This window comes from Rhodosalinus sediminis (assembly GCF_003385555.1).
Classification (GTDB): domain Bacteria; phylum Pseudomonadota; class Alphaproteobacteria; order Rhodobacterales; family Rhodobacteraceae; genus Rhodosalinus; species Rhodosalinus sediminis.
In genome coordinates, this window is sequence record NZ_QOHR01000010.1 from 61346 (window position 1) to 81918 (window position 20573).

Sequence of the window (20573 nt, forward strand, 5' to 3'; positions counted from 1 at the left end):
CCCGCGTCCGTCCCTTCTTCTTGGGTCAAATATCCCACGGGGGTGCGGGGGTGTGAAACCCCCGCCGGCGCTCGGGCGGCTGCCGGGCCGCACCCGGCGACGCGACGCGCGGCGCGTTCAGCAGCCCCTCACCCGCGGGCGCAGGACCCCGTGCACCGCTTCGAAGAGCGTGTCGGCCCGGAGTTCGGCGTTCAGGAAATGCGTGCCCCCGGCGATCTCGACGTGGCTGCGGTCGGCCGCGCCGAGTCTGTCGAAGAGCGCGAGCGCATCCGCCCGCGTCGAGGTCGGGTCCGCCGCACCCCGGACCAGCAGCGTGGGGCAGGCGAGGTCCGCGGGATCGTAGAGGGGGCGGGCGTTGAAGCATTCCCAGAGGTCGAGCAGCGCGCCGTTCGGCACACGGAAGGCGCGCGCCCCCGGCGTGTCGTCCGCGATCGAGGCGCCGACCAGCGCATCGAGGACGGCTTCCTCCCGCCAGAGAGCCCCCGCCGGCATCCGGGCATCCCAACGCGCGCGCACGGCCTGCGGCGTCACCTCCCGGAAGACACCGCGCGGGCGTGGTCGCGCCGGGTTGTCCGGGTCGGCGAAGACGGCGTGCGACGCGGCGCTGTACGTCCCGAAGATCGGGGCGTGGAGCGCGAGAGCCGCGACGCGCCCGCGTCCCGGGCCGAGGGCGTAGCGCGCCGCGGTCACCCTGCCCCGGGACCGGCCGACGAGGCCGATCCGCGCGCCGCCGTGGCAAGCCGAGATCCATGCGCCCGCGTCCGCGATGTCGGCGATCGCGTCGGCGCCGGTGGCATAGGGTGTGTCCGCGTCCGCAGTGTCCGGGCGCGACAGGCCGAAGCCGCGGATGTCGAGGGCGCAGGCCGCGAAGCCGGCCTGCGCCGCGGCCTCGAGCCGGTTCACCCGTGGAGGCAGGAGATCGACGCGCACGTGATCCTGCCGGATCAGCGTGCAGGCGCACAAGAGCGCGAAATACGCGCCGAGATGCGTTGCCTTCAGCCGTCCGCCCGGATCGTGGGCTCGCCGAAGGCGTCGCGCGCGACGACCTCTTCGCAGAGCACGACGATCCCCGCCCGGATCAGGAAGCTGACCGCCCTGCCGATGGCGCGGTTCAGCGCGTGGATGGCCCGCAGCACGATCATGGCCCGGCCTCCCCGGTCGCGGCTTCGGCGTCGATCACTTCCGTGGCGCGGATGGCGAAGCGCTCCGCGAGCGGCGCGAGGGTTGCCGCCTCCGCCGAGGCGGCGGAGCCCGCCCGCGCGCGATCGGCGATGCCGACGAAGATCACCGAGAAGCGGAAGAGCGCGAAGGCGATGTGGAACGGCCGCAGCTCCGCCGTGGGGCGCGCGTGGGCGTGGTACTCGGCGACGAAGGTCTCGGGCGCGGGGATGCCGGCCGCCGCCCAGTCGGTGCCCAGCAGCCCGCCGTATTCCTCCGGCGCACTGTGCCACGGGATCACGCAGAAGCCGAGGTCGGCCAGCGGGTGGCCGAGCGTGGAGAGCTCCCAGTCGAGCACGCCGATCACGCGCGGCTCGGTGGGATGGAACATCAGGTTGCCGATCCGGAAATCGCCGTGCGCGATGGCGACGGCGCCGTCGTCCTCGGGCATGTGGCGCGGCAGCCAGTCCACCAGCCGGTCGAGCGCCGCGATCCGCGGCCCGGTGGACGCCTCGTACTGTTTCGTCCAGCGCGCGATCTGGCGGGCGAAGTAGTTGCCGGGCTTGCCGTAATCCTCGAGGCCCACCGCGTCGGGGCGCACGGCGTGCAGCCGCGCCAGCGTCCGCGCCATGTCGAGGTACATCTCCCGGCGCTCCCCGGGCGTCACGCCGGGCAGGCGGGCGTCGTCGAAGACGCGCCCCTCGAGCCGGTCCATGACGTAGAACGGCGTGCCCAGCACCGCCGGGTCCTCTTCGAGCCAGCGCACCCGCGGCACGGGCACGCCGGTGTCGCGGAGCGCGTCGAGCACCCGGAACTCGCGCTCGACGGCATGCGCGCCGGGCAGGATCGGGCCGGCTGGTTTCTTGCGCAGCACGAAGCGCGCCTCGCCCCAGTCCACGAACCAGGTCGGGTTGGACTGGCCCCCGCCGATCCGCACGAGGTGCGGCGCGGCGGGGCCGGGCCGGCGCGCGGAGAGCCAGCGCGCCAGCGCGTCCGCGTCGATGTCGCTCGCCGTGGCGTCGCTCATGCCGTCCGCGCCTCCCGCGCCAGCGACCGCCGCCCTGCGTCCCGGCCCGCGATCCCCGGACACGCACGGCCCTCGGGGGCAGCAGTGGCGGGCGTAAGCGGGCGCAGACAGGTCGTCACGGCACTGCGCACGGCGGCAGCCGCCGGACGACGCAGTCTCCTCCATGCCCGTGACAGCGCAAGGCCCGGCTCGATCCTCATCTGCTCCTCCCCCTTCGCATGCGGCCCGGTCAGCCGCCGGGCGCCTCCCAACGCCAAAAGTCGCGGCCCTCCTCGGCCAGGTGGCGGTTCAGCACCATCTGGTGGACCTCGTCGGCGCCATCGACGAGGCGCGCCTGGCGGGCGTAGCGGTAGATCCACTCCAGCACGGTGTCCTGCGAGTAGCCGCGCGCGCCGTTGATCTGGATGGCGACGTCGGCCGCCTTGTGCAGGAGGTTGGCGACGTGGATCTTCGCCATGGAGACCTCCTTTTTGGCGAAGCTGCCCTGATCGAGCGCCCAGGCCGCCTTCATCACGAGGAGCCTGCCGGTCTCGATCCCCATCGCGAGGTCGCCGAGCTTGATCTGGATGCTCTCGCGGTCCGAGAGGCGGACGCCGAACCCGTGGCGGTTGGCGGCGTACTCGCGGCCGATCTCGGCGCAGCGCTTGGCGAGCCCCAGCCAGCGCATGCAGTGCGTCAGCCGCGCGGGGCCGAGGCGCATCTGCGTGATCTTGAGCCCCATCCCCTCGCCCATGAGGACCCGGTCGGCGGGCAGCTCCATGTCCGCGTAGACGAGTTCGCAATGCCCGCCGTGTTCTTCCGGCCCCATGATCGGGATGCGCCGGTCGATGCGCCAGCCAGGATCGTCGCGGTGGTGCAGGAAGGCGGTCAGCCCGCGGCGCGGGTCGTCCGAGGTGCGCGCGACGAGGATGAAATGATCCGCGTCCTCGGCCCCGGTGATGAACCATTTGCGCCCGCGGATCACGTAGCCATTGTCCGTCTTGCGCGCCGTGGTCAGCATCATGCCCGGATCGGAGCCGCCGCCGGGGTGCGGCTCGGTCATCGCGAAGGAGGAGCGCACCGCGCCGGCGACGATCGGGGCGAGCCAGCGGTCGCGCTGCTCGGGCGTCGCCGCCTTCTCGAGCACCATCATGTTGCCGTCGTCGGGCGCGGCGGAGTTGAACACCGGCGGGCCGAAGATCGAGCGGTTCATCTCCTCGTAGGTCACGGCCATGCCGACCCTGCCGAGCCCCTGTCCGCCGGTCTCGGGCGCGAGCTGCAGGCACCAGAGCCCCTCGTCCCGCGCCTTCTCGCGCAGCGCCTCGAGCCAATCGAGCGCGATGTTCTCGTGCGCGTCCCACGCTTCCGCGCGCTCTTCGACCGGCATGATCTCGTCGGCGACGAACCGCGCGACGCGCGCGCGATAGTCCTCGATGCGGGGCGAAATGGTGAAATCCATCGGGGCGTCCTTCAGATCGGGGCGGCGGCGTGGCCGCCGTCGACGACGAGTTCGGTGCCGGTCATCGACCGGCCGAGGTCCGACACCATGAGCAGCAGCGGACCGTCGAGATCCTCGGGCTGCCCGAGACGGCGCTGCGGGACGCGTCGGATCAGGGCCTGGCCCGCGTCGCTGGCGAAGAACTCCCGGTTGATCTCGGTCTCGATGTAGCCGGGGCAGAGCGCGTTGACGCGGATGTCGTGGCGCGCCCATTCCACGGCGAGCGCACGGGTCAGCTGCACGAGCCCGGCCTTGGAGGCGGCGTAGGCCGACACGTGACCGGCGACGCGCAGCCCGAGGATGGAGGCCACGTTGACGATCACGCCCGGCCGGCCGGCGGCCGCCATCGCGGCGGCGGCGGCGCGCGCGACGTGGAACGCGCCCTTGAGGTTGGTGTCGATGACCCGGTCGATGGTGGCCGCGTCGTGATCCAGGGCCGGGGCCGAAGCCGCGACTCCCGCGTTGTTGATCACGATGTCGAAGGCCGCCCCGTCGAGCGCCGCCGCGACCGCCTGCGCATCGGTGACGTCGAGGGCGAGCGCCTCGGCCGCGCCGCCCTCCGCCGCGATCGCCTCGCAGAGCGCCGCGACCTTGTCGGCGCGCCGCGCGGCCGCCGTCACCCGGACGCCCTGCGCCGCCAGAAGCCGCGCGAAATGCGCGCCGAGCCCCGAAGACGCGCCGGTGACCAGCGCGCGCCGGCCGTCGAGGCCGGGCCATTGCATGCCTGTGGTCTGCACGTTCGCTGGGCCTCCCCGCCTATCTATCGAACGCTCGTTAGATTTTTCTTACAATGGCCGCCGGAGTGTGGCAAGCGCAATATCCGGGATACAACGAAAGAGGCCGTCGCGATGGGACGTCCGAGTGTCGAACAGCAGCCTGCGGCCGGTGCAGGCGACGCCGCGTCGGTGACGACGGGGGATCTTTGCCGCTCCATCCTCGCGCGGCACCGCGATACCGTGTCGGTGCGCAACCCGGAGCTCGCCGTGCCCCGGCTCCAGCGCATCCTCGAGGCGGCGCTCGACCTCTCGAACAGCGGCGGGTTCCAGGCGATGAGCCTGCGCGACCTGTCGCGCGCCTCGGGCCTCTCGACGGGCGGTCTCTACGCCTACTTCGACAGCAAGACGACGCTGCTGAAGATGATCCTCGTCGAGGTCACCGACGTCGTCGAGCGCGTGCTCTCCGATCCGCCCGAGACGGTGACCACCGACCCGGTCGCCCATCTGCGCTGGATGATCGACGCGCATCTCGCGCTGACCGAGAACCTGCTGCCGTGGTTCACCTTCGCCTTCATGGAGGCCAAGAACTTCCCCCCCGCCGAGCGCCGCATCGCCATCGACAGCGAGGAACTGACCGAACGGCTCTTCGGCGAGGTGATCGCGCGCGGCGTCGAGACCGGGTGTTTCCGCGCCGACGCCTCCCCGCTCCTGCCCGCGCTGATCAAGCCGCTTCTGCAGGACTGGTACGTGAAACGCGCCAAGTATCGCCGGCGGAACGTGACGCGCGAGACCTACAGCGCCACGGTGCAGGAGGTCGTGCTGGCGGCCTGTCTCGCGGAGGAGGGCGAGCGCCCGACGGGGCCCGGCGCGAGGGCGGGCTGACGCGGGCGCGGGCGCTGCGGGCCGGGCGGCCCCGGCGGCCCGCCGGGCCGCGCGTCCCGGCGGCGATACTTGGCGTCGGCCGGGTCCAGCGCGCCGAGGTCGCCGTGTGTGATCTGGGCCCGGGCCGGGGAGAGCCGCGCCGCGCCCAGCCGGGGGCGGTCAAGCGTGGTGGTCCGACGGGCCGCGGGCGCGTCGGGCGCCGGGCCGCCACGCAGGCCGCCACGCAGGCGGCGAGGGGAGGGCACCCGCGCGGATCAGGCGGCGTCGCCGGTCAGGCCCGAGATCGCCTGAATCAGGCCGTCCTCGGTGACCTCGGCGGCGGTGAACTCGCGCATGATGCGACCGTGATACATCGCCACGATCCGGTCGGAGACGTGCAGCACCTCCGGCATCTCCGAGGAGATCACGATCACCGCGTAGCCCTGTTTCGCCAGTTCGCGCAGGAGGTTGTGGATCTCCGACTTGGACCCGACATCGATCCCGCGCGTCGGCTCGTCCACGATCAGCACCTCGGGGCGCATCGAGAGCCACTTGCCGATCACGATCTTCTGCTGGTTGCCGCCCGAGAGGTTGCCGACCGGCGTGCGCCAGCTCGGGCTCTTGATCGCGAGGCGGTCGCGGTACTGGTCGTAGATCGAGATTTCCGCCCCGTCCGAGACGAAGGGCCCGGCGGTCAGGTCGTCCACCTGCGGCAGGGTGATGTTGTCGCGGCAGTTCATGCCGAGGACGAGGCCCTGTTCCTTGCGGCTTTCGGGCACGAGCGAGATGCCGCGCGCGATCGCCTCGACCGGCGAGCCGAGGCTGATCTCATCGCCCTTCAGGAGGATGCGCCCGGCGGTGGGGGTGCGCAGGCCGAAGAGCGTCTCGGCGATCTCGGTGCGGCCCGCGCCGACGAGGCCGTAGAAGCCCAGCACCTCGCCCTCGCGCACCTCGAAGGTGGCGTCCTCGAAGAGATGCCCGCAGGAGAGCCCCTCGGCGCGCAGCGCGACGGGGCCGAGGTCCGGCGCGGCCGCGTTGCGGCTCAGATCGAGGGAACGGCCGATCATCATGCGCGTGATCTCGTCCTCGTCGGTCGCCGCGGTCTCGAGCGTGCCGCGATAGGCGCCGTCGCGCAGGATCGAGATGCGGTCGGTGATGCGGAAGATCTCCTCCATCCGGTGCGAGATGTAGACGATGCCGACGCCCTGCGCGCGCAGGTCCGCGATCACGTCGAAGAGCACGACCTTTTCCGCGTCGGTGAGCGAGGCCGTCGGCTCGTCGAAGATCACCGCCTTGGCGTTCACGGTGAGCGCGCGGGCGATCTCGACCATCTGCTGATTGGCGATCGAGAGCTCGCCGACCCGCGTGCGCGCGTCGAAGCGCACCTTGAGCTTTTGCAGGATCGCGTCGGTACGCGCGTAGAGCGTCGCCCAGTCCACGCGCCCGAAGCGCTTGCGCGGCAGCTCCCCGAGGTAGACGTTCTCGGCGACCGAGAGCTCCTCGGCGAGGCTGAGTTCCTGGTGGATGAACATCACGCCCTCGGCCTTCGCCTCGAGCGGGCCGCGCATGACCGTCTCGCGCTCCTCGATGAAGATGCGGCCCGCGTCGGGCTGATAGATGCCGCCGAGCACCTTCATCAGCGTGGACTTGCCCGCGCCGTTCTCGCCCATCAGCGCGTGCACCTCGCCCGGCAGGACCGAAAAGCTCACCCCGTCGAGGGCGCGCACGCCCGGGAAGGTCTTGACGATGCCCTCGAGGCGCAGGGCGGGGGTGTGTTGGGTCATATCTTCAACTCCTCTGCGCCCTTGCGGTTGAGTTGCCGGTCGAGGAACAGCACCGCGATCAGGATCGTGCCGATGACGAGGTTCACGGTCTCGGTCTGCGCGCCGATGTGGCCGAGCCCCATGCGCAGAAGCTGGATCGCCAGCACGCCGCCGAGCGTGCCGATGATCGAGCCGCGCCCGCCGGTGAGCTTCGTGCCGCCGAGCACCACCGCCGTGATCGCCCAGAGCTCGAAGAGCATCCCGTCGTTGGGGTTCACCGAGCCGCTGCCCGAGTAGAAGGCGACCGCCGAGAGCGCGGCGAGGACGCCGATCAGCACGAAGTTGATCAGGATGTGCGGCCCCACGCGCAGCCCCGCGTTGACCGCCGCATCGCGGTTGTCGCCGATGGCGTAGGCGTTGCGCCCGTGCACCGTGCGCGTCATCAGCAGCCAGACGCCCAGCACCACGGCGAGGAACACGAGCGCCGGCGTCTGCAGCCCGAGGATCTCCGCCTCGGCGATGTCCACCATGGTCCAGTCGAGATGATAGGTCGGCTGCTCGCCGTTGTACATGAAGACGAGCCCGCGGAAGCCGAGCATCGCGCCCAGCGTCACGATGAAGGCGTCCACCCCCGTTTTCCAGACGATCAGCCCGTTGATCAGCCCGAGGAGCGCGCCGGTCAGAAGCGCGAAGCCCCAGGCGAGCGGGATCGCCCCCGCGCCGAGCGCCTCCATGAACGGCCAACTCATCGAGTCGAGCATCACGATCCCGGCGAGCGCATAGGTCGCGCCGACCGACAGGTCGATGTTGCCGTTGATCATCACCACCGTCATGCCGACCGCGATGATCCCGATGGGCGCCGCCTGCTTGAGAAGCAGCAGCATGTTGTCGAGATCGACGAAGGCGTTGCCCGAGAGCGACCAGATGCGCCCCGCGACCTCGAAGAAGACGAGCTCCAGCAGGATGAAGCCCCAGATGGCGCCGCCCTTGAGAAGGGTCTTCAGTCGTTCGTCTCGCATCCGTCTCTCCTCAGGCGATCGGCGACCAGAGCTTCCCGCGCTTGGTGGCGATGTCCAGCCAGACCGCGAGGATGATAATGATCCAGGTGACGACGAACTGGACGTAGAACTCGAGCCCCGCCAGAAGCAGTCCGTTCTGGATGAAGCCGAGGATCAGCACCCCGATCACCGTCTTGAAGATCGTGCCCGACCCGCCCAGCAGCGAGGCCCCGCCGAGGATGACCGCCGCCAGCACCTCGAGCTCCAGCCCCTGGCCCACGGTGTTCTGCGCGCCCATCGTGCGGCTCGCCTGGATGAGGCCGGCGGTGGCCACGCAGAAGGCCGAGATCAGGTAGGTGGCGAAGACGACGCGCGCCCGCGGGATGCCTGAGAAGGTCGCCGCGGTGCCGTTGCCGCCCACGGCGTAGACCTTCCGCCCGAAGGGCGTCTTGGCGAGGATCATGCCGAGCAGGGCGGCGAGGCCCGCGAAGATCAGCACCGGGACGGGGATACCGAGCGCCGAGCCGCGCCCGAAGACGCCGAACCACGTCTCGGACTGGTTGGCGATGTCCATGTTCTGCCCGCCGGAATAGGTGAGCGTCAGCCCGTGGATCGCCGAGAGCATCCCCAGCGTCACGATCAGCGAGTTGAGCCTCAGGTAGCCGATCAGAAAGCCGTTCAGCGCGCCGAGGGCGAGAGTCATCGCGTACATCGCCGGAATGGCGAGCGCGGGGCCGAAGGCGGGATTTTCGTGCAGGTCGAGCACCACGATCGCCGAGAAAGACAGCATCGAACCCACCGACAGGTCGAGGTTGCCGCCGATCACCACGAAGGTCACGCCGAGCGCCATGACCCCGAGGATGGCCGAGGAGCGGATCACGCCGAAGACGTTGTCGATGTCGATGAAGCGCGGGTTCCAGAGCGCGAAACCCACCATGAAGACGACGAAGGCGACGAGGATTCCCTGCCGCGCCAGCAGTCCGCCCACCGACTTCATCGCCGTCGATTTCAAAGCCGTGTCGGCCATTGTCCGTCCTCCCCTCTCGGACCGCGTCTTCCGCGCGCGCCGCCCCCTCCGCGGCGCGGCTCCCGGAACGGCGCCGGGCCGCCGTCGGTCACGGCGATCCGGCCCTGTCGCCGCGCAGCCGGGCGCTCGTTCTGCCAGTTACGCCCCGCCGTGACGTCCCGCCGATGCCGCCCCGGGCGCGCGTCGGGATGCTGGCCGGGCGGTTCTCCGTCACCTGACCCGGGCGCCCGGCCGACATCGGCCCGGGCCCCGGCTTTCGTCACGGGTATATCACGTCTCTCCGCCGCGCGGCACGCGCATGGATGGGGCCCGCGTCGGTCGCATCGCCCGCGGGCCGGTCACGCGCGCCGGCCGATGGCGCCCCGACCGCGAGGCGCGGGGCCGGCTGCATCGACCGGCCCCGGCGCGCGCGCGTTCAGAACACCGGACGGTCGAACTCGTCCATGTTCTCCTGCGTGATCTTCGGTGTGTCGAAGTAGTTGAGGAACGGCACGTCCTCGCCCTCGAGCACGTCGATCGCGGTCTGCAGCGCGGCCTCCGCGTCGTCCACCGGCGACTGGTAGATCGAGCCCCAGTATTCGCCGCGCTCCATCGCGTCGTAGCCCACCGCGAAGTTGGTGGCGCCGACGAAGGTGATGTCCCCGGCCCGGTCCGCGGCGAGCGCGGCGTTGAGCGCGCCGACGCCCATGTTGTCGTCGCCCGAGTAGACGCCGTCGATGTCGTCGTACTGCACGAGGAAGGCTTCCATCACCTGCTGCGCGTCCTCGCGGTTCCAGTTGCCCGGCTGGCTGTCGAGCAGCGTGACGTTCGGGCAGACCTCGGGCAGGCGCTGCTGGAAGCCCTCGGAGCGTTCGATCGCCGTGGTGTAGCCCGGCTGGCCGGTGACCTCGACGATCTGCGCCTCGTCTTCGATGCCCTTCTCCTTGAAGCGGTCGCACATGATCTCGGCGGCGCGCTGGCCCTGCGTGATGTTGTCGGGCCCGGAGAAGGAGCGCACGAAGTCGAAGCCCTCTTCGGCGATGTTGGAGTTGGTGATGATCACCGGGATCTCGGCGCGGTAGGCCTCGCGCACGGCCGGGATCACCGCCTGGCCGTTGGTGGGCCAGATAATCATGGCGTCGACGTCCTGCTGCACGAGGTCCTGGATCTGCGCGATCTGGCGGGCCACGTCGCCGCCGGCGTCGAGCACGACGACGTCCACATCCGGGTTCGCCTCGGCCGCGGCGATGAAGGCCTGTTCATAGGTCGTCTGGTAGCTGTCCACGCCCACGTTGTTCTGCGTGATGCCGATGGTGTAGCTCTGCGCGGCCGCTGCGCCGCCGAGCGCCATGAGCGCGGTCGAGCAGGCGAGCGAAAGTCTGGTCGCAGGGGTCATGGTCTCCTCCCTCTTGTGATCGTCCGATTGCCGCGGTCCTCCCGACCCGGGAATCACCCGGTGCAATCTGTCCGTATCGAGCGGGATTTCCGCCCCGGCGGAACCACCTCTTTCCATCCATATCGGACATCAATGTATCCGATATGGATAATTTGGCCTATGTTGGGCGCTCCCAAATCGGACATTCCATGGAGACGACGCCATGCCGCGCCGACCCGACCGGGCCGGAAGGCCCCTCTACGACGGACCCGCGACCGCACCTATGACGCAGACGGCCACAGAAACCATCCGATCCGGACAGGGCGCGGGCTCGCCGGTGGTCGCAGCGCCGGATGCGGAACTGGCGCAGGTCGTCGCGTTTCTCGGCGAGCTCTGCGAGGAGATCGACACCTCGCTCGAGCCGACGACGGTCAACCCGCACCTGAACATGCTTCTGCATCTCCTGCGGGCGCACTTGGAGGGGCGGCTCGTCTCGGCCTCCTCGATGGTCGCGGCCTCGGGCGTGCCCTACGCCACCGCCATGCGCAAGCTCGGCGACATTCAGGCCGCCGGCCTCGTCGAGCAGCGCCCGCGCACGCGGACGGGCAAGAGCTTCTCGCTCCACCCGAGCGCCGCGCTCCTCGACCGGTTCAGCCAGATCGCCGGCCGCGTCGCCCGCATCGCGCGGTCGAACTTCGCCCGCGAAGAGACGCCGGAGGATTATTTCTTCGGCGGCTCCTACCAGCCCGGCCGCGCGATGATCCCGCCGCCGCAGGTGCATCCCGCGCCGCTGAAGCTCGCCGGCGGGCTGCGCATCCTCGTGCACGGCGACCCGACCTTCATGGTCATGGACACGCTCAAGCGCCAGTTCGAGCAGATCGTCGGCACCAATATCGCGCAGCGCGCCTTCTCGATCGACCGGCTGCGCCAGGAGGCGCTGCGCAACGCCGAGCGCAAGAAGAGCCGGTACGACCTGATCGCGGTCGACCTGCCGTGGATCGGCGAATTCGCCGCGCGCGGCGTGATCGCGCCGCTGACCGAGGTCATGGACGTCGCCCGCCTCGACCCCGGCGACTTCCACACCGCCGGCTGGCGCGCGACGCACTGGGACGGGGTGCCCTACGGCGTGCCGAGCCAGACCACGCCGGAGCTGATGTTCTACCGCAAGGACCTCTTCGCGCGGGAGGGGCTGGAGCCGCCCGAGACGACGGATCAGGTGATCGAGGCCGCGCGTCGCTTTCACGCGCCGCGCGCCGGGCGCTACGGCGTCGCCTGGAACGCGGCGCGGGGCACGGCGCTGGGCCACACCTTCATGATGACCTGCGCGGCCTTCGGTCAGCCGATCGTGGACCTGCCGCCGGTGGCGGGCGGCTTCGACGCGGACCGGCTGGCCGACGGGCCGTGGCGGCCGCGGCTCGACACGCCGCGCGCGCGTGCCGCCGCCGAGTACCTCATGCAGCTTCTGGCGTATTCGCCGCCCGACATCCTGTCGATGTCGTGGTACGAGCGCGTGCGCCCCTATGCGGCGGGCCGCGTGACGATGGCCTACGGCTACACGCTGCTCGCGCCCTATTTCGAGCTCGACGCGACCTGTCCGGCCTTCGGCAACACGGGTTACCTGCCGCATCCGCACGGGCCGGAGGGCGCGCCGATCGCGCCGGTGGGGGGCTACGCGCTCTGCGTGCCCGCCAACCTCGCCGAGGAGCGGGTGCCGGAGGCGGTGGAGGCGCTCGTCACCTTCACCTCGCCCGAGGCGCAGAAGCTCTACGCGCAGAACGGCAGCCGCACGGCGCCGCGCTACTCGGTCGGCGCCGACCCGGAGGTGCGCCGGCTGTCGCCGATCTTCGAGCTCGTCGACCAGATGTCGTGGCGCGACGAGCTGCAGTTCTGGCCGCGCCCGCCGCTGCCGCGGATCTCCGACATCATCACGCTCTGCGGGACCGAGCTGCACGACATGCTCCGCGGGCTCGCGGCGCCGGAGGAGGCGCTCGCCCGGCTTCAGGCCCGCGCGGAGGAAATTCTCGAGACACCGCTTCACTAGGGAGGACACGATGGACCCGAACCGCCTGACCGGCAAGAACATCCTGATCACCGGCGCCGCGCGTGGCATGGGCGCGGCGAACGCCGAGGCCTTCGCCGCGCAGGGCGCCAATGTCGCGCTCGGCGACCTCGACGAGGCGGCGGCGCAGGCGGTCGCCGACGAGATCGCCGCGCGCGGCAACGGCAAGGCGATCGCCGTCGGGATGGACGTCACCAAGCGCGAGGACAACGCCCGCGCCGTCGCCGCCACGGTCGAGGCCTTCGGCTCCATCAACGTCGGCCTCTTCAACGCCGGCCTGAACAAGCCCCGGTTCTTCATGGATATCGACGAAGACAACTGGGACATGATCATGAACGTCAACACCAAGGCGATGTGGCTCGGCATGCAGGAGACGGCCAAGCAGATGATCGCCCAGGGCAAGGAGGGCGGGCCCTACAAGCTGATCAACGTGGGCTCCATCGCCTCGCGCAAGCCGCTGGTGGACGTGACGGTCTACTGCACCTCGAAATACGGCTGCCTCGCGCTGACGCACTGCGGGGCGGTGGCGCTGGCCGAGCACAACATCACGGTGAACGGCTACGCGCCGGGCGTCGTCGTCACCCCGCTCTGGGAGCAGCTCGACAAGGACCTCGTCGATATCGGCTTCAAGGAGCGCGAGGGGCAGGCCTACGACGACATCGTGCGCGACCAGCTCCAGATCAAGCGCGTCTCCTATCCCGACGACATCACCGGCACGGCCTCGTTCCTGGCGAGTTCCGACAGCGACTACATGACCGGCCAGATGATCCATGTCGACGGGGGCTGGTGCATCCAGTGACCTGACAGCGCGCGCCGCCGCCCGACCCGCGGGCGCGGCGCGCATCCGACGCCCCCGGGGGCCGCGCGGCGCGCGCGGTCCCCGGACGCCCGAAAGCCCGCACGCCCGTAACCCCGCAAGCGGTGCGTGCCGGGCACGCACCCCACGGAGGACACCCGATGACCCACGCGCTCAAGCCCAACCTTCTGACGCCGCAGGACCTCGACCCCAACTGGCGCTGGGAGGGCCGCATCCCCGCCTGGGGCCACACCTCGGTCGATTTCGAGCGCCGCATCGACCACGACCGGCTGCGCCGTTACCGCCTCGCCCGGACGCGGCAGGCGCTGGCCGCGTCGAACGCCGGCACGCTCCTGCTCTTCGACGTCAACAACATCCGCTACGTCTCGGCGACCAAGATCGGCGAGTGGGAGCGCGACAAGATGTGCCGCTTCTGCCTGCTGACGGGCGACGACAGCCCGTACGTCTGGGATTTCGGCTCGGCCGCGGTGCACCACCAGAAGTATTCCGACTGGCTGGAGCCCGACCACTGCCTCGCGGGCGTCGTGGGGATGCGCGGCACCATCCCGCCCGAGTTCGGGCTCATGCGGAAGTATGCCAAGCAGATCGCGGGGCTCATTCGCGACGCCGGGATGGCCGACATGCCGGTGGGCGTGGACTACGCCGAGACCGCGATGTTCCACGCCCTGCAGGAGGAGGGCCTGCACGTCGTGGACGGCCAGCAGATCATGCTCGCCGCGCGCGAGATCAAGAACTGGGACGAGATCCAGCTCCTGACGCAGGCGGCCTCGATGGTCGACGGCGTCTACCACATGATCTACGAGGAGTTGAAACCGGGGGTGCGCGAGAACGACATCGTCGCGCTCTCGAACAAGATGCTCTACGAGATGGGCTCCGACGACGTCGAGGCGATCAACGCGATCTCGGGCGAGCGCTGCAACCCGCATCCGCACAACTTCACCGACCGCTACTTCCGCCCCGGCGATCAGGCCTTCTTCGACATCCTGCAGTCCTACCAGGGCTACCGGACCTGCTACTACCGGACCTTCAACATCGGCCGCGCGACGAGCGCGCAGCACGACGCCTACGTCAAGGCGCGGGAGTGGATCGACGCCTCGATCGACCTGATCCGGCCCGGTGTCACCACCGACGTCGTCGCGCAGGCCTGGCCCAAGGCGGAGGAGTTCGGCTTCCCGAACGAGGACGCCGCCTTCGGGCTCCAGTTCGGCCACGGCCTCGGCCTCGCGCTGCACGAGCGCCCGATCATCTCCCGCGCGGTCAGCCTCGACCACCCGATGGAGATCCAGACCGGCATGGTCTTCGCCCTCGAGACCTACTGCCCGGCCGCCGACGGCTACTCCGCCGCGCGGATCGAGGAGGAGGTCGTGGTCACCGAGACCGGCTGCGAGGTGATCAGCCTCTTCCCGGCCGAGGAGCTGCCGATCGCCAACCGGTATTGAGGTGCGTGCAAGCACGCCCTGCGAAGTATGACCCGAGGCGGAGGCGGGGGGCTGTCTGCCCCCCGCACCCCCCGAGGATATTTTCACCAAGAAGAAGACAGGACCGCGGCGTGGCCCGCGCGGGAGGACGGATGACCGACGCGAGGACGAATTCGGAGGATTATTTGCGGATGTACCGTCAGATGGTGCGGATCCGGACGTTCGAGGACAATGCGAACCAGCTTTATCTTTCGGCGAAGATGCCGGGTCTGACGCATATGTACTCGGGCGAGGAGGCGGTCGCGGTGGGCATCTGCGAGGCGCTGACGGACAGTGACCGGATCACCTCGACGCATCGCGGGCACGGGCACTGCGTGGCCAAGGGGGCCGAGTTCCGGGAGATGTTCTGCGAGCTTCTGGGCAAGGCGGAGGGGTATTGCCGGGGCAAGGGCGGCTCGATGCACATCGCCGACCAGAGCCACGGCAACCTCGGCGCGAACGCGATCGTCGGCGGCTCGATGGGGATCGCCACGGGCTCGGCGCTGCGCGCGAAGCTCGCGGGGTCGGACGACGTGACGGTGTGCTTCTTCGGCGACGGGGCCACCGCGCAGGGGCTCTGGTACGAGGTGATGAACATGGCCGCGCTGTGGAAGCTGCCGGTCATCTACGCCTGCGAGAACAACGGCTATTCGGAGTACACGAAGACCGAGGAGATCGCCGCCGGCTCGATCACCGCGCGCGCGGAGGCCTTCGGGATCGAGGCGCACCGGGTGGACGGGCAGGACGTGCTCGCCGTGAACGCGCTGGCGCGCGATCTGGTGGCGCGCGCGCGCCGGGGCGAGGGGCCCTTCTTCGTCGAGCTCGAGACCTACCGCTACCACGGCCACCACGTGGGCGACATCAACCGGGAGTACTACCGCTCGAAGGAGGAGGAGCGCGACTGGAAGGAGAACCGCGACCCGATCCTGCGCTTCCGCGGCTGGCTCGTCGCCGAGGGGATCGCCGCGGAGGCGGAGCTCGAGGCGATGACCGCGGAGATCGCGGAGGACGCCGCCGCGGCGGTGGCCTACGCCGAGGCCGCCGCCTACCCGCCGGCCCACGAGGTCGACATGCATGTCTTCGCGGACTGAGGAGAGAGCGATGCGCGAGATCACCCTGTCGCGGGCCGTGAACGAGGCGATCGCCGAGGAGATGCGCCGCGACCCGCGCGTTTTCCTGATGGGCGAGGACGTGGCCGAGGCGGGCACGCCGTTCAAGGTGCTGTCCGGGCTCGTGGAGGAGTTCGGGCCCGAGCGCGTGCTCGACACGCCGATCAGCGAGCCGGGGTTCGTGGGCCTCGCCGTGGGCGCGGCGATGACCGGCGCGCGGCCGGTCGTCGACCTGATGTTCGGGGATTTCCTCTATCTGGTGATGGACCAGCTCTGCAATCAGGCGGCCAAGCAGCACTACATGTCGGGCGGCAAGCTCACGGTGCCGATGGTGCTGCGCACGAACCTCGGCGCGACGCGGCGCTCGGCGGCGCAGCACTCGCAGTCGTTGCAGGCGCTGGTGGCGCATATCCCGGGGCTGAAGGTGGCGATGCCCTCCTCGGCCTACGAGGCGAAGGGGCTGATGAAGACCGCGATCCGGGACGAGAACCCGGTCGTGATCTTCGAGGACAAGCTCATGTATCAGGACAAGGCCCCGGTGCCGGAGGCGGAATACCTGATCCCCTTCGGCGCGGCGCATATCAAGCGGCCGGGCCGCGACGTCACGCTGATCGCGACCTCGTCGATGGTGCAGGTGGCCGAGGCGGCGGCCGGGACGCTCGCCCATGAGGGGATCGAGGCGGAGGTCGTCGATCCGCGCACGCTGGTGCCGCTCGACGAGGCGACGCTTCTGGAGAGCGTGAAGCGGACCTCGCGCGCCATCGTGATCGACGAGGGGCATCAGAGCTACGGGGTGACCGCCGAGATCGCGAGCCGCCTGACCGAGAAGGCCTTCTACCATCTCGACGCGCCGGTGGTGCGGATGGGCGCGATGGATGTGCCGGTGCCCTTCAGCCCGGCGCTGGAGGATCTGACGGTGCCGACGCCCGGGGGCGTGGTGGAGACCGCGCGCCGGCTCTGCGCCGGGGAGCTCATCCATGCCGCATGACGTGACCATGCCCCAGCTCGGCATGGCGCAGGACGCGGGCAAGATCGTGTCCTGGGCGAAGGCGCCGGGCGACGCGGTCGCCGCGGGCGAGGCGCTCTTCGAGGTGGAGACCGACAAGGCGGTGATGGAGGTCGAGGCGCCGGTGGAGGGGTATCTCTCGGCCGTGGCCTACGGCGACGGCGCGGAGGTGCCGGTTGGCGCGGTGATCGCGCGCATCGTCGCGGACGCCGGAGAGGTGGAGACGGCCGCGCCCGCGCCAGCGGCGCATGGACAGAGCGCGTCGGAGGCGCAGGAAGAGAGCGCGCCGGACGCCGGCGCGCCCGAGGCCGGCGCGGCGCTGCCCGAGGGCCACCCGGTGACCATGCCGCAGCTCGGCATGGCGCAGGACGCGGGCCTCCTCGTGAGCTGGCTCAAGGCGCCGGGCGAGCGGGTCGCGGCCGAGGACGTGCTCTTCGAGGTGGAGACCGACAAGAGCACCATGGAGGTGGAAGCGGGTCGCGCGGGCTGGCTCGCCGCGACGCTCGCGCAGGCGGGCGAGGAGGTGCCCGTGGGCGAGCCCGTCGCCCTCCTGTCGGAGACCGAGCCCGCCGCCCCGGTGGCGCGCTCGGTGACCGAGGGCGCGGCGCCGGCGGCGGCCCCGGCGGCCGGCGACACGACGGCGGCCGGGGGCGCATCCGGTGCAGCCGCCCCGGCGGCGCAGCCTGGTGCGCAGGCCGCCCCTGCAAATGGGAGCGCCTCCGCAACCGCCGCCCCCGCGGCACGGTCTGCGCCCGGCACCGCGCCGGCCGCCCCCGCGGCGCCGCAGGCGGCCGGCGGGCGCATCCTCGCCTCGCCGAAGGCGCGGCGGCGCGCGGCGGAGGAGGGGCTCGACCTCGCCCGCCTCGCGGCGGCGGGCCATCCGCAGCCCTATCACGTCGCCGATCTCGACGTGCTGCGCGCCATGCCGGCGGCGCCCGATGCAGCGCCCGACGCAGCACTCGCCGCGCCGCCGCGGCGGCTGACCGCCACGGTGACCGACGGGCTCGCCGCCTTCGCGGCCTGGGCGGCGGAGGCCGAGGGGCTCGCCCCCGGGGCGGTGCTCGCCGGGCTCGCGGGGGCGAGCCTCGGCGCGGGCGAACGCGTCACCGTCGCCGTGGAGCGGATGGGCGCCACGCAGGTCTTCACGGTGCCGCCGGGCCGCGCGCTCTCGGCGGTGGCCGAGGCCGCGCCCGAGACGCCGCCCGAGACGCCGCCCGCGCTCGTCGTGCGCGACCTGCGCGGCACGCCGCTCGCCAGCGTCGCCCTCGGCGCGGAGGCCGCGCCGGTGCTGACGATCCTCGCGGCGGGCGCCGGGTCGGGCGCGGGCACGGGCGCGGGCCCCGATACGGGCGCCGCCCCCGACGCCGGTCCGGCCCTCTCGATCACGCTGGAATGCGNCCCGATACGGGCGCCCGGACCGACGCCGGCCCGGCCCTCTCGATCACGCTGGAATGCGCGGCGGGCGCGCTCGACGCCGGGGCGGCGATCCGCTGTCTCACCGACTTCGCGGGCCGGGTGGAGCAGCCGCTCCGCCACCTGCTCTGACCAAGGGAGTTCCTCGCATGGACCACACCGATCTCTATATCGACGGCGCCTGGCGCCCGACCGACGCGCGCTTCGACGTGATCAACCCGGCCACGGAGGCGGTGCTCGCCTCCGTCGCCTCGGCCGATATCGCGGATGCCGACGCCGCCCTCGACGCCGCCGAACGCGCCATGGCCGACTGGGCCGCGCGCCCGCCGCGCGCGCGCGCCGAGGTGCTGCGCAAGGCTTGGGAGCTGATGACCGCGCGGCTCGACCACTTCGCGCATCTGATCACGCTGGAGAACGGCAAGGCCGGGGCCGACGCCCGCGGCGAGGCGGCCTACGCCGCCGAGTTCTTCCGCTGGTTCGCGGAGGAAGCGGTGCGCGCCGACGGGATGGTCACCCGCGCGCCCGCCTCCGGCGCGCGCATCCTCGTTCAGCAGAAGCCCGCGGGCCTCGCCGTGCTGGTCACGCCGTGGAACTACCCCGCCGCCATGGGCACGCGGAAGATCGCGCCGGCGCTCGCCGCGGGCTGCGGCGTGGTGATCAAGCCCGCCTCCGAGACGCCGCTCACCATGCTCGCGCTGATGCCGCTTCTGGAAGAGGCGGGCGTGCCCCCGGGCCTCGTCAACGTGCTGCCCTCGACGCGGACCGGCGCGCTGGTCGATCACATGCTGCACGACCCGCGGGTGCGCGTCGTCAGCTTCACCGGCTCCACGGGCGTGGGGCGCAAGCTGCTGAAGTCGGCCGCCGACCAGGTGCTGAAGCCCGCGATGGAGCTCGNCTGAGGTCGGCCGCCGATCAGGTGCTGAAGCCCGCGATGGAGCTCGGCGGCAACGCGCCGGTGCTGGTGCTCGATGATGCCGACATGGAGACCGCGATCGAGGGCACGATGCTCGCCAAGATGCGCAACCTCGGCGAGGCCTGCACGGCGGCCAACCGCATCTACGTCCACGAGAGCCTCGCCGAGGACTTCACCGCGCGGCTCGCCGCGCGCATGGCGGCGCTGAAGGTGGGCGACGGCACCGACCCCTCGGTGGACGTGGGACCATTGGTCAACGCCGCGACGCGCGACAAGGTGGCGGAGTTCGTCGCCGATGCCGCGTCGAAGGGCGCGCGGATCGACTGCGGCGGGGTGGTGCCCGAGGGTCCGGGCTTCTTCTACCCGCCGACGGTGATCTCGAACGTGCCGGAGAGCGCGGACTGCGTGCACGACGAGATCTTCGGCCCCGTCGCCGCGATCCAGAGCTTTTCCGNCGCCTTCGTCGCCGATGCCGCGTCGAAGGGCGCGCGGATCGACTGCGGCGGGGTGGTGCCCGAGGGTCCGGGCTTCTTCTACCCGCCGACGGTGATCTCGAACGTGCCGGAGAGCGCGGACTGCGTGCACGACGAGATCTTCGGCCCCGTCGCCGCGATCCAGAGCTTTTCCGACACCGAGGACGCGATCCGGCGCGCCAACGCCACCGAGTACGGGCTGGTGGCCTACGTCTTCTCCGGCGACTTCAGGCGTGCGCTGCAGGTCTGCGAGCGGCTCGATTACGGCATGGTGGGGCTCAACCGCGGGCTCGTCTCGGACCCGGCGGCGCCCTTCGGCGGCACCAAGCAATCCGGCCTCGGCCGCGAGGGCGGCCACGAGGGGATGCTGGAGTTCATGGAAACGCAATACATCTCGGCGGACTGGTGAGGCAGCCATGAGCGACATCGCAGCGAGCCCCTCGACCCGGCGCCGCGCGGCGGAGAAGGGCGTCGACCTCGACGCGCAGGCCCGCCGCCTCGGGCGCACCACCCTCGGGCCGGAGGACCTCGACCCCCCCGCGGCGGCCCCCGCCGCACCGGGCGACACGGCGTACTGGGAGGTCGACCACGCCGCCCACGGCCCGGTCACGGAACGCCCCATGAGCCGCGTCGCGCAGGTCGCGGCCAGGAACCTCGCCGCCGCGCAGGCGCTGATCCCGGCGGTGACGCACCACGACCGCGCCGACGTCTCGCGGATCGAGGCGTTGCGCGCCGCCTGGAAACCCGAGGCCGAGGCGCGGGGCGTCAAGCTCACCGCGCTCGCCTTTCACGTCGCCGCGCTGGCGCGGACGCTGCGGCGCTTTCCGCTCTTCAACGCCTCGCTCTCACCGGACGCCACGCGGCTCATCCTGAAGGACTACGTCCATATCGGCATCGCCGTGGACACCGAGCACGGCCTGATAGTGCCGGTGATCCGCGACGCCG

General features: G+C 71.2%; 18 protein-coding genes and 3 pseudogenes. 11 read left to right on the forward strand and 10 right to left on the reverse strand.

What is annotated here, in order from left to right; translation table 11 throughout:
- Positions 1 to 117: 117 nt before the first annotated feature.
- The 5 genes from DRV84_RS09195 to DRV84_RS09210 form a co-directional block, all read right to left on the reverse strand.
- Complete coding sequence (locus tag DRV84_RS09195; RefSeq protein WP_158547784.1) at positions 118 to 963, reverse strand: alpha/beta fold hydrolase; 846 nt, start codon at positions 961 to 963, stop codon at positions 118 to 120.
- Between the two features lie 32 nt (positions 964 to 995).
- Positions 996 to 1142, reverse strand: coding sequence for a hypothetical protein (locus tag DRV84_RS15615; RefSeq protein WP_158547785.1), 147 nt, complete (start codon positions 1140 to 1142; stop codon positions 996 to 998).
- Positions 1139 to 2185 (reverse strand): phosphotransferase family protein, encoded by a 1047-nt coding sequence (locus tag DRV84_RS09200; RefSeq protein ID WP_115979591.1) that lies wholly within the window; start codon positions 2183 to 2185, stop codon positions 1139 to 1141. The genes DRV84_RS15615 and DRV84_RS09200 overlap by 4 nt, the downstream gene beginning before the upstream one ends.
- 229 nt (positions 2186 to 2414) lie before the next feature.
- Entirely contained in the window at positions 2415 to 3623 is a 1209-nt protein-coding gene (locus DRV84_RS09205) for an acyl-CoA dehydrogenase family protein (RefSeq protein ID WP_115979592.1), read from the reverse strand.
- Positions 3624 to 3634: 11 nt separating this feature from the next.
- Positions 3635 to 4384 carry an SDR family NAD(P)-dependent oxidoreductase gene (locus DRV84_RS09210; RefSeq protein ID WP_115979593.1) on the reverse strand — a complete coding sequence of 250 codons (750 nt, stop codon included), beginning with the start codon at positions 4382 to 4384 and terminating at the stop codon, positions 3635 to 3637.
- Between the two features lie 126 nt (positions 4385 to 4510).
- Between DRV84_RS09210 and DRV84_RS09215 the strand changes: the two genes are divergently transcribed.
- On the forward strand, positions 4511 to 5260 hold the full coding sequence (locus DRV84_RS09215; RefSeq protein ID WP_239995037.1) for a TetR/AcrR family transcriptional regulator: 750 nt from the start codon (positions 4511 to 4513) through the stop codon (positions 5258 to 5260).
- A 254-nt stretch (positions 5261 to 5514) separates the two neighbouring features.
- Here DRV84_RS09215 and DRV84_RS09220 read toward each other — a convergent pair whose 3' ends face one another.
- The 4 genes from DRV84_RS09220 to DRV84_RS09235 all read right to left on the reverse strand — a co-directional run bounded on the left by DRV84_RS09220 (position 5515) and on the right by DRV84_RS09235 (position 10402).
- Positions 5515 to 7023, reverse strand: a complete 1509-nt coding sequence (locus tag DRV84_RS09220) for a sugar ABC transporter ATP-binding protein (RefSeq protein WP_115979594.1) — start codon at positions 7021 to 7023, stop codon at positions 5515 to 5517.
- Positions 7020 to 8021 carry an ABC transporter permease gene (locus DRV84_RS09225; RefSeq protein ID WP_115979595.1) on the reverse strand — a complete coding sequence of 334 codons (1002 nt, stop codon included), beginning with the start codon at positions 8019 to 8021 and terminating at the stop codon, positions 7020 to 7022. The genes DRV84_RS09220 and DRV84_RS09225 overlap by 4 nt, the downstream gene beginning before the upstream one ends.
- Positions 8022 to 8031: 10 nt before the next feature.
- Positions 8032 to 9027: an ABC transporter permease gene (locus tag DRV84_RS09230; protein WP_115979596.1), complete on the reverse strand. Its 996-nt coding sequence runs from the start codon at positions 9025 to 9027 to the stop codon at positions 8032 to 8034.
- A gap of 415 nt (positions 9028 to 9442) precedes the next feature.
- The gene (locus tag DRV84_RS09235; RefSeq protein ID WP_115979597.1) at positions 9443 to 10402 is read right to left on the reverse strand and encodes a sugar ABC transporter substrate-binding protein; all 960 of its coding nucleotides are present in this window, start codon (positions 10400 to 10402) and stop codon (positions 9443 to 9445) included.
- A gap of 262 nt (positions 10403 to 10664) precedes the next feature.
- Between DRV84_RS09235 and DRV84_RS09240 the strand changes: the two genes are divergently transcribed.
- The 6 genes and pseudogenes from DRV84_RS09240 to DRV84_RS15980 all read left to right on the forward strand — a co-directional run.
- Positions 10665 to 12422: an ABC transporter substrate-binding protein gene (locus DRV84_RS09240; RefSeq protein WP_115979598.1), complete on the forward strand. Its 1758-nt coding sequence runs from the start codon at positions 10665 to 10667 to the stop codon at positions 12420 to 12422.
- A 10-nt stretch (positions 12423 to 12432) separates the two neighbouring features.
- On the forward strand, positions 12433 to 13239 hold the full coding sequence (locus tag DRV84_RS09245; RefSeq protein WP_115979599.1) for an SDR family NAD(P)-dependent oxidoreductase: 807 nt from the start codon (positions 12433 to 12435) through the stop codon (positions 13237 to 13239).
- 158 nt (positions 13240 to 13397) lie between these two features.
- Positions 13398 to 14696 (forward strand): M24 family metallopeptidase, encoded by a 1299-nt coding sequence (locus tag DRV84_RS09250; RefSeq protein WP_115979600.1) that lies wholly within the window; start codon positions 13398 to 13400, stop codon positions 14694 to 14696.
- A gap of 131 nt (positions 14697 to 14827) precedes the next feature.
- A complete protein-coding gene (locus DRV84_RS09255) occupies positions 14828 to 15805 on the forward strand; it encodes a thiamine pyrophosphate-dependent dehydrogenase E1 component subunit alpha (RefSeq protein WP_115979601.1) in 978 nt (325 codons plus the stop codon).
- Positions 15806 to 15815: 10 nt separating this feature from the next.
- Complete coding sequence (locus DRV84_RS09260) at positions 15816 to 16811, forward strand: alpha-ketoacid dehydrogenase subunit beta (protein WP_115979602.1); 996 nt, start codon at positions 15816 to 15818, stop codon at positions 16809 to 16811.
- A 22-nt stretch (positions 16812 to 16833) separates the two neighbouring features.
- Positions 16834 to 17319: pseudogene (locus DRV84_RS15980) on the forward strand (biotin/lipoyl-containing protein); the annotation flags it as partial.
- A 401-nt stretch (positions 17320 to 17720) separates the two neighbouring features.
- Here DRV84_RS15980 and DRV84_RS15985 read toward each other — a convergent pair.
- Positions 17721 to 18158, reverse strand: coding sequence for a hypothetical protein (locus DRV84_RS15985; RefSeq protein ID WP_239995038.1), 438 nt, complete (start codon positions 18156 to 18158; stop codon positions 17721 to 17723).
- A 233-nt stretch (positions 18159 to 18391) separates the two neighbouring features.
- Between DRV84_RS15985 and DRV84_RS16310 the strand changes: the two genes are divergently transcribed.
- The 4 genes and pseudogenes from DRV84_RS16310 to DRV84_RS15995 all read left to right on the forward strand — a co-directional run.
- Positions 18392 to 19141: an aldehyde dehydrogenase family protein gene (locus tag DRV84_RS16310; RefSeq protein ID WP_275668744.1), complete on the forward strand. Its 750-nt coding sequence runs from the start codon at positions 18392 to 18394 to the stop codon at positions 19139 to 19141.
- Between the two features lie 59 nt (positions 19142 to 19200).
- Positions 19201 to 19371: pseudogene (locus DRV84_RS16315) on the forward strand (aldehyde dehydrogenase family protein); the annotation flags it as partial.
- 240 nt (positions 19372 to 19611) lie between these two features.
- Positions 19612 to 20037: pseudogene (locus tag DRV84_RS16320) on the forward strand (aldehyde dehydrogenase family protein); the annotation flags it as partial.
- 7 nt (positions 20038 to 20044) lie between these two features.
- The coding region (locus DRV84_RS15995) for a 2-oxo acid dehydrogenase subunit E2 (protein WP_239995039.1) at positions 20045 to 20573 on the forward strand (529 nt) is incomplete at its 3' end.

Bases quoted from the DNA above. Each gene is read 5' to 3' on its own strand.
- DRV84_RS15615 (WP_158547785.1), bottom strand. From the start codon at position 1,142: ATGATCGTGCTGCGGGCCATCCACGCGCTGAACCGCGCCATCGGCAGG.
- DRV84_RS09200 (WP_115979591.1), bottom strand. From the start codon at position 2,185: ATGAGCGACGCCACGGCGAGCGACATCGACGCGGACGCGCTGGCGCGC.
- DRV84_RS09205 (WP_115979592.1), bottom strand. From the start codon at position 3,623: ATGGATTTCACCATTTCGCCCCGCATCGAGGACTATCGCGCGCGCGTC.
- DRV84_RS09210 (WP_115979593.1), bottom strand. From the start codon at position 4,384: ATGCAATGGCCCGGCCTCGACGGCCGGCGCGCGCTGGTCACCGGCGCG.
- DRV84_RS09215 (WP_239995037.1), top strand. From the start codon at position 4,511: ATGGGACGTCCGAGTGTCGAACAGCAGCCTGCGGCCGGTGCAGGCGAC.
- DRV84_RS09220 (WP_115979594.1), bottom strand. From the start codon at position 7,023: ATGACCCAACACACCCCCGCCCTGCGCCTCGAGGGCATCGTCAAGACC.
- DRV84_RS09225 (WP_115979595.1), bottom strand. From the start codon at position 8,021: ATGCGAGACGAACGACTGAAGACCCTTCTCAAGGGCGGCGCCATCTGG.
- DRV84_RS09230 (WP_115979596.1), bottom strand. From the start codon at position 9,027: ATGGCCGACACGGCTTTGAAATCGACGGCGATGAAGTCGGTGGGCGGA.
- DRV84_RS09235 (WP_115979597.1), bottom strand. From the start codon at position 10,402: ATGACCCCTGCGACCAGACTTTCGCTCGCCTGCTCGACCGCGCTCATG.
- DRV84_RS09240 (WP_115979598.1), top strand. From the start codon at position 10,665: ATGACGCAGACGGCCACAGAAACCATCCGATCCGGACAGGGCGCGGGC.
- DRV84_RS09245 (WP_115979599.1), top strand. From the start codon at position 12,433: ATGGACCCGAACCGCCTGACCGGCAAGAACATCCTGATCACCGGCGCC.
- DRV84_RS09250 (WP_115979600.1), top strand. From the start codon at position 13,398: ATGACCCACGCGCTCAAGCCCAACCTTCTGACGCCGCAGGACCTCGAC.
- DRV84_RS09255 (WP_115979601.1), top strand. From the start codon at position 14,828: ATGACCGACGCGAGGACGAATTCGGAGGATTATTTGCGGATGTACCGT.
- DRV84_RS09260 (WP_115979602.1), top strand. From the start codon at position 15,816: ATGCGCGAGATCACCCTGTCGCGGGCCGTGAACGAGGCGATCGCCGAG.